Origin of the sequence: Kluyvera sp. CRP (assembly GCF_019930565.1) — a bacterium.
GTDB classification, from domain to species: domain Bacteria; phylum Pseudomonadota; class Gammaproteobacteria; order Enterobacterales; family Enterobacteriaceae; genus Kluyvera; species Kluyvera georgiana_A.
Genome location: NZ_CP082841.1, coordinates 1,131,099 through 1,143,595, shown reverse-complemented (window position 1 = coordinate 1,143,595; position 12,497 = coordinate 1,131,099). Strand labels below are relative to the sequence as shown.

The following is a 12,497-nucleotide window of genomic DNA, read 5'->3' as shown; positions in this document are numbered from 1 at the left end:
AGGATCACGACGACAATGTTCTGATTAAATTGGAAAAGTCTTCTTTGATATCGTGGCTTTCTTCACGCAGCTGTTCAATCTTACGGCAGGCGTGCAGCACGGTGGTATGGTCACGGCCACCAAACGCATCGCCAATCTCCGGCAGACTGTGGTTGGTGAGTTCTTTCGCCAACGCCATCGCCATCTGGCGCGGACGCGCTACCGAACGAGAACGTCGTTTGGAGAGCAGGTCCGCCACTTTAATTTTGTAGTACTCCGCCACCGTCTTCTGAATATTGTCGATGGTGACCAGCTTTTCCTGCAATGCCAGCAGGTCGCGCAGCGCTTCGCGCACGAAATCGATAGTGATCGCCCGGCCAGTAAAGTTGGCGTTGGCGATAACGCGGTTCAGTGCCCCTTCCAGCTCACGCACGTTAGAGCGTAGACGCTTGGCAATGAAGAACGCCACCTCACCGGGCAGACGAATGTCGTTTTCGTCGGCTTTTTTCATCAGGATAGCGACGCGGGTCTCAAGCTCAGGCGGTTCGATCGCCACCGTCAGCCCCCAGCCAAAGCGGGACTTCAGACGATCTTCTACACCGTTGATCTCTTTCGGATAACGATCCGACGTGAGGATGATCTGTTGATTACCTTCCAACAGGGCGTTGAAGGTATGGAAGAACTCTTCCTGCGAGCGCTCTTTGTTGGCGAAGAATTGAATGTCATCGATCAGCAGCGCGTCAACGGAGCGGTAGTAGCGTTTAAACTCTTCGATCGCATTGTTTTGCAGGGCTTTTACCATGTCCTGGACAAAACGCTCGGAGTGCATATACACCACTTTGGCGTTCGGTTTACGGGCGATAATGCCGTTGCCCACCGCGTGCAACAGGTGCGTTTTACCCAAACCGGTACCGCCGTACAGGAACAGCGGGTTATAAGCGCCGCCAGGGTTATCCGCCACCTGTCGCGCCGCCGCGCGGGCGAGCTGGTTCGATTTACCTTCGACGAAGTTATCAAAGGTGTGTTTAACGTTGACGTTGGAGCGGTAAGAAGGCTCAGCGGGCGCCGGGACGTTATCCCAGCCTGCGCGCGGTGCCGGGGCGACGCGCGGCGCGTGCACCTGGGCGGTTTGCGCCGGAGCGCTGACGTTGGCCGTCTCTCTTAACGTTTGGGTCACGGGCTTGGTACCCACCTCAAAACGCAGCTGCGGGGCATCCGCACCGCAGAAATCATTCAACAGACCGTTGATGTTATTGAGGTATTTATCTCTTACCCAATCAAGTACAAAACGATTTGGCGCGTACAAAGCCAGCGTGTTATCGCTCAGTTCCGCCTGCAAAGGGCGGATCCACATGCTGAATTCTGTGGCTGGTAACTCATCCTGCAATCGGGCAAGACATTGCTGCCAAAGCGAAAGTGACACGGCGGACTCCACTCGAAAAAAGTCGATACACATCATCCTCCAGGCAAACCTGAAGGCTACCTCCTGACGATCCTGCCGTCAGCGAAACGCAATGCTGTCGGGGATTCATTCAGCCGCTGCGCAAATGCAGCCCGAACGATGCTGTGTATAAGATTAAAAATTCGTGATTTTTGGCACACGTCGAAAAGACCCGATGCAAGCGGGTGACGCGCGAACCGCTATCTGCGGTTTTCAACGGCCTCTCTCAGACACTGTGCTGAAAGAACGCGGTTATTTTCCCCTTTTACGATCCACCGATCGCGATCGGGCCGAGGATCATAGCGTAAACTGCGCCAGAGATCTTCTGTTTCTCACAGATTCTTCCCGATTTATCCACAGGGAGGATCCAGAAGCGCTAAGTGTAAACGATCCCGGCAGAGAGAAGGCACGATTTCCTTCGCATATTGGAAAAATTAATGACTAGCGACAAATTTCTGCTTAAATGATCTAACAAAGATCCAGGATGATCCTTGCGCTTTAATCGGCAGCCCGTATAATCCCCCACCCGGCGTGTACCGCTCGAATTTCGGTGAGGGACGCTGCCCATTTGCCGGGCAAAAAACAGCGGTCAAACGCGGTTTTTTACGCGGTAAATAAGGAAAGAGAATTGACTCCGGAGTGTACAATTATTACAATCCGGCCTCTTTAATCACCCATGGCTTCGGCATCCGTCGTTCGATTTTCGTTCGGATATCCAATAAAGCCATTGAATTTATTCAAGTTTAGGTAGAAATCGCCATGAAACGCACTTTTCAACCGTCTGTACTGAAGCGCAACCGTTCTCACGGCTTCCGTGCTCGTATGGCTACTAAAAATGGTCGTCAGGTTCTGGCACGTCGTCGTGCTAAAGGCCGTTCTCGTCTGACCGTTTCCAAGTAATAAAGCTAACCCCTCGAGTGGTTAAGCTAGCATTTCCCAGGGAGTTACGTTTGTTAACTCCCAATCATTTCACATTCGTCTTCCAGCAGCCACAACGGGCTGGCACGCCGCAAATCACCATCCTCGGCCGCCTGAATTCGCTGGGGCATCCCCGCATCGGTCTTACCGTCGCCAAGAAAAACGTTAAACGCGCACATGAACGCAATCGGATTAAACGTCTGACGCGTGAAAGTTTTCGTTTGCGTCAACATGAACTCCCGCCAATGGATTTCGTGGTGGTGGCGAAGAAGGGGGTTGCCGACCTCGATAACCGTGCTCTCTCGGAAGCGTTGGAAAAGTTATGGCGCCGTCACTGTCGCCTGTATCCCGGCTCCTGATAGGCCTCATTCGGGTCTATCAGCGCCTGATTAGTCCGCTACTCGGGCCGCATTGCCGTTTCACGCCAACCTGTTCTCAATACGGAATTGAGGCATTGCGCAGGTTTGGAGTGATAAAAGGCAGTTGGTTGACAGTGAAACGCGTATTAAAATGCCACCCTTTACACCCTGGTGGTGACGACCCCGTCCCGCCTGGACCATTTGATACCAGAGAACACTAACGATGGATTCGCAACGCAATCTTCTTATCATCGCTTTGTTGTTCGTGTCTTTCATGATCTGGCAAGCCTGGGAGCAGGATAACAATCCTCAGACCCAGCAGCAGACCACGCAGACTACGACCACAGCAGCGGGTAGCGCCGCCGACCAGGGCGTACCGGCCAGTGGCCAAGGAAAACTGATTACGGTTAAAACTGATGTGCTTGAACTGACTATCAACACTCGCGGTGGTGATATTGAGCAAGCGCTGCTTCCGGCATACCCGAAAGCGCTGAAGTCTAACGAACCGTTCCAGTTACTGGAAACCACGCCACAGTTCGTCTATCAGGCACAGAGCGGCTTAACCGGTCGTGACGGCCCGGACAACCCGGCTAACGGCCCGCGTCCGCTGTATAACGTCGATAAAGATGCGTTTGTACTGGCCGATGGTCAGAACGAAATCGTCATTCCGCTGACCTACACCGATAAAGCCGGTAACGTCTTCACCAAAACCTTCACCCTGAAACGCGGTGATTATGCGGTGAACGTGGGTTACGACGTGAAGAACGCCAGCGACAAACCGCTGGAAGTGTCTACCTTCGGTCAGCTGAAGCAGACTGCGGCCCTACCTACTGCGCGTGATACGCAGACCGGCGGCCTGTCTACCATGCACACGTTCCGTGGCGCAGCGTATTCAACGTCTGACTCCAAGTACGAAAAATACAAATTCGATACCATCATCGATAACGAGAACCTGAACACCAACACTAAAAACGGTTGGGTTGCCATGCTGCAACAGTACTTCACGACTGCATGGGTTCCAGAAAACAACGGTACGAATAACTTCTACACAGCCAACCTCGGTAACGGTGTAGTGGCTATCGGCTACAAATCTCAGCCGGTTCTGGTTCAACCAGGCCAGGCAGATAAGCTGAACAGCACCCTGTGGGTTGGCCCGGCAATTCAGGACAAAATGGCTGCCGTTGCGCCGCACCTTGACCTGACCGTTGACTACGGCTGGCTGTGGTTTATCTCTCAGCCGCTGTTCAAACTGCTGAAATGGATCCATAGCTTCCTGGGCAACTGGGGCTTCTCCATCATCGTTATCACCTTTATCGTTCGTGGCATCATGTACCCGCTGACCAAAGCGCAGTACACCTCCATGGCGAAGATGCGTATGCTGCAGCCTAAGATTCAGGCCATGCGTGAGCGTCTGGGCGATGACAAACAGCGTCAAAGCCAGGAAATGATGGCTCTGTATAAAGCTGAGAAGGTTAACCCGCTGGGTGGCTGCTTCCCGCTGATTATCCAGATGCCAATCTTCCTTGCGCTGTACTACATGCTGAGTGCCTCGGTTGAACTGCGTCATGCGCCGTTTATCCTGTGGATCCACGACCTGTCTGCACAAGACCCGTACTACATCCTGCCGATCATCATGGGCGCGACGATGTTCTTCATCCAGAAGATGTCGCCGACTACCGTGACCGACCCGATGCAGCAGAAGATCATGACCTTTATGCCGGTCATCTTCACGGTGTTCTTCCTGTGGTTCCCGTCTGGCCTGGTGGTTTACTATATCGTCAGCAACCTGGTCACCATTATTCAGCAGCAGCTGATCTACCGTGGTCTGGAAAAACGTGGCCTGCATAGCCGCGAGAAGAAAAAATCCTGATTCGGTGTTAAGCACAAGCTAAAATGGAAGGCGGTCGAATGACCGCCTTTTTTATTTGCATCACAGTTGAGAAAAACCATGAGCCAAAACGACACTATCGTCGCCCAGGCCACCCCACCGGGACGCGGTGGTGTGGGCATTCTGCGTATCTCCGGCCTGAAGGCGCGCGATGTGGCGCAGGCGGTGCTGGGCAAGCTGCCAAAGCCGCGCTATGCCGACTACCTGCCGTTTAAAGACGTCGACGGCAGCGCGCTGGATCAGGGCATTGCGCTGTGGTTCCCCGGCCCGAACTCCTTTACCGGTGAAGACGTGCTGGAGCTACAGGGCCACGGCGGCCCGGTGATCCTCGACCTGCTGCTGAAACGCATTCTGACGCTGCCGGGCGTGCGTATCGCTAACCCGGGAGAGTTCTCCGAGCGTGCGTTCCTCAACGATAAGCTCGACCTGGCGCAAGCTGAGGCGATTGCCGACCTGATTGACGCCAGCTCCGAGCAGGCGGCCCGCTCCGCGCTAAACTCGCTACAAGGTGCCTTCTCAGCACGTGTTAATCACCTTGTGGAAGCACTTACTCACCTGCGCATCTATGTAGAAGCGGCTATCGACTTCCCGGACGAAGAGATCGACTTCCTTTCCGATGGGAAAATCGAAGCGCAGCTCAACGATGTGATTGCCGACCTCGACGCGGTGCGCGCCGAAGCGCGTCAGGGCAGTCTGCTGCGTGAAGGGATGAAGGTCGTGATTGCCGGTCGCCCGAACGCCGGGAAATCGAGCCTGCTGAACGCCCTGGCGGGCCGCGAAGCTGCAATTGTGACCGATATTGCCGGCACCACCCGCGACGTCCTGCGCGAGCACATCCACATCGACGGTATGCCGCTGCATATTATCGATACCGCGGGCCTGCGCGACGCTAACGATGAAGTGGAGCGTATCGGTATTGAGCGCGCGTGGCAGGAAATTGAGCAGGCCGACCGCGTGCTGTTTATGGTTGATGGCACCACCACCAGCGCCACCGACCCGGCGGAGATCTGGCCGGACTTTATCGCCCGTCTGCCGAAAAATCTGCCGATTACCGTAGTGCGTAACAAAGCGGATATTACCGGCGAGACGCTGGGTCTGAGCGAAGTGAATGACTACTCACTTGTGCGCCTCTCCGCGCGCACCGGCGAAGGCGTCGACGTACTGCGTAACCATCTCAAACAGAGTATGGGCTTCGAAAACAACATGGAAGGCGGCTTCCTGGCACGTCGTCGCCACCTGCAGGCGCTCTCCGACGCCGCTGAGCACCTTCAGCAGGGCAAGGCGCAGCTGTTAGGCGCGTGGGCCGGTGAGCTGCTGGCAGAAGAGCTGAGGCTGTCTCAGCAGTGCCTGAGCGAGATCACCGGGGAATTTACCTCCGACGATCTGCTGGGGCGGATTTTCTCCAGCTTCTGTATCGGCAAGTAAGCAATCAAACCCGAATTCGCGCCAGTGAATTCGGGTTTTTACTTTCCGTCTTCCAACTGCTAAAACCAGATAACCCCTCATTAAAAGGTTATCGAGATGGTCGCTGAATATACCTTAATCCCCACCGTTCCCTCCGCTGAGGACTTTTGCCGCCTGCGCAAAATTTCCGGCCTGTCCCCCCGCCCGCTGGATGCCGCAAAGGCCGGTCTGCCGCGCAGCTGCTACGGCGTGCATATCCTCTGGCAAGGTACGCCAGTCGGCATGGGTCGCATCGTTGGCGACGGCGCGCTGAACTTTGATATCGTAGACATCGCGGTGGACCCTGATCATCAGGGAAAAGGCCTGGGTCGGCAGATCATGGAAGCGCTCATCGCCTGGCTGGACGCTAACGCTTTTAAAGGCGCTTATGTCACTCTGGTGGCGGATGTTCCGGAGCTGTACGCCAAATTTGGCTTTGAATCTGTCCGTCCGGAAAGCGAAGGGATGGCGAGAGTCTGGAAGTAGATTTCCTTTCAGGCAATCACTGTTGTCCAAATGGCAACTCGTCGCCTCGCGCGACACCCCGTATGCTTAGCGCCACACTTTTTGTGAGGCCGCCATGACACGCTTTCTTCTTTGTAGTTTTGCCTTAGTTTTACTTTATCCCGCCGGTATCGATATGTACCTGGTCGGGTTGCCCCGCATTGCGGCTGATTTGCAGGCCAGCGAGGCGCAGCTGCATATCGCGTTTTCGGTCTATCTGGCGGGGATGGCGACCGCGATGCTGTTTGCCGGCAAGGTGGCCGACCAGTCCGGACGTAAACCCGTCGCCATTGTCGGTGCGCTGATTTACATCGTGGCTTCCGGCCTCTGCGCGTTAGCGGAGAGCGGCACGCCATTTCTGGTTGGCCGTTTTATTCAGGGCGTCGGCGCGGGCTGCTGCTACGTGGTCGCATTCGCTATTCTGCGCGATACGCTCGACGATCGTCGCCGGGCCAAGGTGCTATCGCTGTTGAACGGCATTACCTGCATCGTGCCGGTACTGGCGCCAGTGATGGGGCATCTGATTATGCTCAAATACCCGTGGCAGAGCTTGTTCTACACCATGATTGGCATGGGCGTGGTCGTGTGTCTGCTGTCCGTGTTTATTCTGCGTGAGTCGCGCCCGAATGCGCTGGCTGCTTCTTCAAAATCCAACGATGGCGCCGAGTCGCTGGTAAACCGCTTTTTCCTCAGTCGTCTGGCGATAACCACCCTCAGCGTGTCGGTTATTCTGACCTTTGTGAATACTTCTCCGGTGCTGCTGATGGAAGTGATGGGCTTCGACCGCGGCGAATACGCGACGACCATGGCAATGACCGCAGGTATCAGCATGGCGGTCTCGTTCTCTACGCCGTTCGCTCTGAGCCTGTTTAAACCCCGGACCCTGATGCTCACCTCACAAGCGCTATTCATGGCTGCAGGCATTGTATTAATCCTTGCCACGACGCACGCATTCACCCTCTTTGGGCTGACCTTGATCTGTGCGGGCTTCTCGGTGGGATTCGGCGTGGCGATGAGCCAGGCGTTGGGTCCGTTCTCGCTGCGTGCAGGCGTCGCCAGCTCTGCGCTGGGTATTGCGCAGGTTTGCGGTTCGTCGCTGTGGATTTGGCTGGCGGCTATCCTCGGTATCGATGCGCTGAATATGCTGATCGGGATTCTGATTGGCTGTAGCATAGTGAGCATCATGCTGATTATCTCAGTTGCCCCTAACCGGTCCGCGCCTGCTCATGAAGAAATCGCTCACCAGTCTCGATCTTAATCTACTGCTCTGCCTGCAGCTCCTGATGCAGGAGCGCAGCGTCACCAAAACCGCCAAACGGATGAACGTCACGCCGTCGGCGGTGAGCAAGTCGCTGGCAAAGCTGAGGGCCTGGTTCGACGATCCGTTATTTGTGAACACCCCGCTAGGGCTGACGCCAACACCGCTGATGTTCAGCATGGAGCAGAGCCTGGCGGAGTGGATGCAGATGGGTAATCAGCTGCTCGATAAGCCGCATCATGAAACGCCGCGCGGGTTGAAATTCGATCTGGTGGCCGAGTCGCCGCTGATCATGATCATGTTCAACGCACTCTCCAGACAGATCTATCAACGTTATCCCCAGGCAACGATCAAAGTCCGTAGCTGGGACTATGATTCCCTGGATGCCATCATTCGCGGCGAAGTGGATATCGGCTTCACCGGCCGCGAAAGCCATCCACGATCCCGCGAACTGTTGAGTCTGCTGCCGCTGTCGATCGACTACGAGGTGCTGTTTACCGATTTGCCGTGGGTGTGGTTGCGCGAGGATCATCCCGCACTACAGGAAGAGTGGAATCTGGAAACGTTTCTACGCTATCCGCACATCAGCATCTGCTGGGAACAGAGTGATACCTGGGCGCTGGATGATGTGCTCCAGGAAATGGGGCGTGAGCGCAATATCGCCCTAAGCCTGCCGGGGTTCGAACAGTCGCTGTTTATGGCCGCTCAGCCGGATCACACCATGCTGGCCACCGCGCCACGCTACTGCCAGTATTATAATCAGCTCCACCAGCTACCTCTGGTGGCCCGCCCTCTGCCTTTCGATGCTGCGCAACGGGACAAACTGCAGGTGCCGTTTACCCTACTCTGGCATAAACGAAATAGTCACAACCCGAAAATAATTTGGCTGCGCGAAACGCTTAAAGCCTTATATCTCGCTGTTTCCTGATTGATTATTCGTAAAAATAGTCCATTTCAGTTAGGGGAAAGTGTAAAAGTCTCGTAATACCCCTTTTCAATCGCATTTTTAGGCAGTAAAACCTGATCATCAGTGTCGTAAATGATACTCTCCTCATCACCACAGTCCATTAATCACGGAGCGAAAAATGGCGACGCACTTTGCAAGAGGGATCCTTAAGGACGGGCATCTACTATCGGTACGGTTGTCCTCCACCAGTCATAACATCGCACGCCAGCTGCCGGCACACCGCCGTACGCGCTATCTGGCTTCGCGCGCGCTGCTGGCCGAGCTGCTTTTTATGCTTTACGGCATCAGTGAATTACCGGAAATCGTTACGCCTGAAGACGGCAAACCGTATTTCAAAGATAGCCATCTACCTGATTTTTCCATCGCCTATGCGGGTAACATCGTCGGCGTCGCGCTGACCACCGAAGGGCACTGCGGTCTCGATATGGAGCTACTGCGCGTGCTGCGCAACACCCCGCAGGCCACCATCATGGAAAACTACCGTTTTACCAGTAATGAAAATCTGTGGATCAACAATCAGAATGATCCGCATGAAGCGCGTGCCCAGCTGATTACGCTGCGCCAGAGCGTGCTCAAAATGTCCGGCGACGTGCACCATGATTCCCCGCAAATGCTCCAGCTACTGCCGGGTTCCGGTCGCCTGCGTTCAGCCAATACCGACCATCTCGAAGCAATCTGCGATGCGGAAGACGTGCTGGTGTGGTCGCTATGCGCCTCGCCGGCGATTGAAAAGCTGAAAGTGTGGGAGTTCGACGGTAAATACGGCTGGCGCAGCCTGCCCGACGCGCAGACGCGAGCCAACGAACCGGCGGCGAGGTTGATGAGATTCACCAGCCTACCGGCAGAGAAAGCGCTTATACTCAACTGATTCGGCTGGAAAACAGCCTCATGATGCAAAGGAGTAGTCATGTCAGAAACGTTGAAAGTAGTTACGTTATTGGGAAGCCTGCGCAAAGGTTCATTCAACGGCATGGTGGCACGCACCCTGCCTAAGATCGCCCCGGCGGGCATGAGCGTTTCCGCGCTGCCATCAATTGGCGATATTCCACTGTACGATGCCGATCTCCAGCAAGATGAAGGCTTCCCGCAGAGCGTTGAAACGCTGGCTGAGCAGATCCGCCAGGCCGATGGCGTGGTCATCGTCACCCCTGAATATAACTATTCCGTCCCGGGCGGGTTAAAGAACGCCATCGATTGGCTGTCGCGTCTGCCGGACCAGCCGCTGTCAGGTAAACCGGTGCTGATTCAGACCAGCTCAATGGGCGCTATCGGCGGCGCGCGCTGCCAGTATCACCTGCGTCAGATTCTGGTGTTCCTCGATGCGATGGTGATGAACAAGCCGGAGTTTATGGGCGGCGTGATTCAGAACAAAGTCGACCCGCAGCTGGGCGAAGTGATTGAGCAGGGAACGTTAGATCATTTGACCGGTCAGTTGACCGCATTTGGCGAGTATATTCAGCGCGTTAAAGCGTAAGTACGTTAAAAACCCTCACCCCGATGGGGCGAGGGTTCATTTCATCAGTGTGCGTCAATAAACACAATCTTCAGCACAAACAGCAGTGCGACAACAATCACGCACGGGCTGAGGTCGCGGAAACGACCGGTACCGATTTTCATCACGCAGTAAGAGATAAAGCCCAGCGCGATACCTTCGGTAATGGAGAAGCTGAACGGCATCATTACGGCGGTAATAAACGCCGGAACGGCTTCGGTCAGGTCATCCCACTTCACGCGTGACAGGCTGGAGGTCATCAGCACCCCAACGTAGATCAGCGCGCCCGCGGCTGCGTAGCCCGGCACCATACCCGCCAGCGGCGACAGGAAAATCACCAACAGGAACAGAATGCCCACGACGACCGCCGTCAGGCCGGTACGACCGCCTACGGAAACGCCGGAGGAAGATTCGATGTATGCCGTCACGGAAGAGGTACCGATAAAGGAACCGGCTACCGAGGAGACGCTATCGACAAACAGCGCCTGCTTCATGCGCGGGAACTTACCTTTCGCATCCGCCAGGCCCGCTTTATCGGTCACGCCGATCAGGGTACCGGAGGAGTCGAACAGGTTCACCAGCATGAAGGAGAAGATAACGCCCGCCAGACCGAGGTTAAACGACCCGGCCAGATCGACGTGGCCCACGACGGTAGTAATGCTCGGCGGCGCGGAGACAATACCGTTGTAATGCACATCGCCCAGCATCCAGCCCAGCAGGGTGGTCACGATGATAGAGACCAGCACCGCCGCGTGAATATTGCGCGAAGCCAGAATGGCGATAATAAAGAAGCCCAGCACACCCAGCAGCACGCTGTGTGAAGTCAGGTTACCAATGGAAACCAGCGTGTCCTGGTTTGCGACAATCACGCCCGCATTTTTCAGGCCCATCATGCCGATGAACAGACCAATACCGCTGGTGATACCGACGCGCAGGCTCACGGGGATATTGGCAATCATCCAGTAACGAACGCGGAAAATGGTCAACAGCAACAGGCCGACAGCGCCCCAGAAAATGGCGCCCATGCCCACTTGCCACGGCAGCCCCATAGCCTGCACAACCACGAACGCGAAGAAGGCGTTCAGACCCATCGCTGGCGCCAGCGCCACCGGCAGGTTAGCAAATACGCCCATCAGGATACTGCCCAGCGCCGCAATCAGACAGGTGGTCACGAACACCGCGCTGGTGTCCATTCCGGCCACGCCAAGAATTTGCGGGTTTACAAAAACGATGTAGACCATCGTCAGGAAGGTGGTGAAACCGGCGATCACTTCGGTGCGTGCCGTCGTGCCGTGCTCGCGCAGTTTAAACACGCGCTCCAGTATCCCCTGGCCGGAAGCCGGGGTGGTGTGTTGTTGACTCATTATCAATTTCCGCAGACAAGGAAGGAAAATTCGTCGCTATCCTATACCAAAATGCGACAATAGGCGCGGTTGTGAGATGTTTTTTTTCATTGATTTTGCTTATACGGCAACGATTGCGTCTCTCAATTCAGCATTACGTAAACGTTAAACTTGTTAAAAAGGAAATGACATGTCCGGAGTTGAAGCGGTTTTTTTCGACTGTGACGGTACGCTGGTCGACAGCGAAGTAATCTGTTCACGGGCCTACGTCCACATGTTCAAAACATTTGGCATCACGCTCGATCTGGAAGAGATTTTTAAACGTTTCAAGGGCGTAAAGCTCTACGAGATTATCGACATTATCAACGCCGAGCACGGGGTGAACCTTGCCCGGGCGGATTTAGAACCGGTTTATCGCGCCGAGGTCGCACGCCTTTTCGACTCGGAGCTGGAGGTGATTGCCGGGGCTAACGCATTGGTCGATTCCGTTGCGATTCCGATGTGCATCGTGTCGAACGGCCCGGTCAGCAAAATGCAGCATTCGCTGGGCAAACTGGGCATGTTGCATTATTTCGAAAACAAACTGTTTAGCGGTTACGACATCCAGCGCTGGAAGCCGGACCCGGCGCTGATGCACCACGCGGCAAAAGCGATGAACGTAAACGTGGAGAACTGCATTCTGGTGGATGACTCCAGCGCAGGCGCGCAGTCAGGCATTGATGCGGGGATGGAAGTGTTCTATTTCTGCGCCGATCCGCACAATAAGCCGATTGACCACCCGAAGGTGACGACGTTTACCGATCTGGCGGAGCTGCCGGGGCTGTGGAAGGCGCGCGGTTGGGATATTACGCGATAAGATAGCGCAACGCGCATGGATAGGCCGGATAGCGGCGCTTTGCGCCTTA

Annotated in this window: 13 protein-coding genes; 11 read left to right on the top strand and 2 right to left on the bottom strand. The window is 55.3% G+C overall.

What is annotated here, in order from left to right:
• Positions 1–4 precede the first annotated feature (4 nt).
• Positions 5–1,402: a chromosomal replication initiator protein DnaA gene (gene dnaA, locus K7B04_RS05290; RefSeq protein ID WP_163447642.1), complete on the bottom strand. Its 1,398-nt coding sequence runs from the start codon at positions 1,400–1,402 to the stop codon at positions 5–7.
• 777 nt (positions 1,403–2,179) lie between these two features.
• On the opposite strand from dnaA, the gene rpmH reads away from it, so the two are divergent.
• From rpmH to K7B04_RS05240, 10 genes are all read left to right on the top strand, one after another.
• On the top strand, positions 2,180–2,320 hold the full coding sequence (gene rpmH / locus K7B04_RS05285; RefSeq protein WP_003849659.1) for a 50S ribosomal protein L34: 141 nt from the start codon (positions 2,180–2,182) through the stop codon (positions 2,318–2,320).
• Positions 2,321–2,337: 17 nt separating this feature from the next.
• A complete protein-coding gene (gene rnpA / locus K7B04_RS05280) occupies positions 2,338–2,697 on the top strand; it encodes a ribonuclease P protein component (RefSeq protein WP_064540669.1) in 360 nt (119 codons plus the stop codon).
• Positions 2,661–2,918, top strand: coding sequence for a membrane protein insertion efficiency factor YidD (gene yidD, locus K7B04_RS05275; RefSeq protein ID WP_074398703.1), 258 nt, complete (start codon positions 2,661–2,663; stop codon positions 2,916–2,918). Before rnpA ends, yidD begins: the two co-directional genes overlap by 37 nt.
• A gap of 2 nt (positions 2,919–2,920) precedes the next feature.
• Positions 2,921–4,567 (top strand): membrane protein insertase YidC, encoded by a 1,647-nt coding sequence (gene yidC / locus K7B04_RS05270; protein ID WP_167574688.1) that lies wholly within the window; start codon positions 2,921–2,923, stop codon positions 4,565–4,567.
• Between the two features lie 78 nt (positions 4,568–4,645).
• Positions 4,646–6,010, top strand: coding sequence for a tRNA uridine-5-carboxymethylaminomethyl(34) synthesis GTPase MnmE (mnmE, locus tag K7B04_RS05265; protein ID WP_223803617.1), 1,365 nt, complete (start codon positions 4,646–4,648; stop codon positions 6,008–6,010).
• Between the two features lie 96 nt (positions 6,011–6,106).
• Positions 6,107–6,514, top strand: a complete 408-nt coding sequence (locus K7B04_RS05260; protein ID WP_163447639.1) for a GNAT family N-acetyltransferase — start codon at positions 6,107–6,109, stop codon at positions 6,512–6,514.
• A 94-nt stretch (positions 6,515–6,608) separates the two neighbouring features.
• Positions 6,609–7,790, top strand: coding sequence for an MFS transporter (locus K7B04_RS05255; RefSeq protein WP_223803616.1), 1,182 nt, complete (start codon positions 6,609–6,611; stop codon positions 7,788–7,790).
• Complete coding sequence (gene yidZ / locus K7B04_RS05250; protein ID WP_163447637.1) at positions 7,759–8,718, top strand: HTH-type transcriptional regulator YidZ; 960 nt, start codon at positions 7,759–7,761, stop codon at positions 8,716–8,718. Before K7B04_RS05255 ends, yidZ begins: the two co-directional genes overlap by 32 nt.
• 157 nt (positions 8,719–8,875) lie before the next feature.
• Positions 8,876–9,625, top strand: coding sequence for a hypothetical protein (locus K7B04_RS05245; RefSeq protein WP_167574686.1), 750 nt, complete (start codon positions 8,876–8,878; stop codon positions 9,623–9,625).
• Between the two features lie 39 nt (positions 9,626–9,664).
• Positions 9,665–10,231 carry an NADPH-dependent FMN reductase gene (locus K7B04_RS05240; protein WP_223803615.1) on the top strand — a complete coding sequence of 189 codons (567 nt, stop codon included), beginning with the start codon at positions 9,665–9,667 and terminating at the stop codon, positions 10,229–10,231.
• Positions 10,232–10,275: 44 nt separating this feature from the next.
• Here the strand turns inward: K7B04_RS05240 and adeP are convergent, their stop codons facing one another.
• Entirely contained in the window at positions 10,276–11,613 is a 1,338-nt protein-coding gene (gene adeP, locus K7B04_RS05235; protein ID WP_163447634.1) for an adenine permease AdeP, read from the bottom strand.
• Between the two features lie 169 nt (positions 11,614–11,782).
• On the opposite strand from adeP, the gene yieH reads away from it, so the two are divergent.
• Positions 11,783–12,448: a 6-phosphogluconate phosphatase gene (gene yieH, locus K7B04_RS05230; protein WP_223803614.1), complete on the top strand. Its 666-nt coding sequence runs from the start codon at positions 11,783–11,785 to the stop codon at positions 12,446–12,448.
• Positions 12,449–12,497 lie beyond the last annotated feature (49 nt).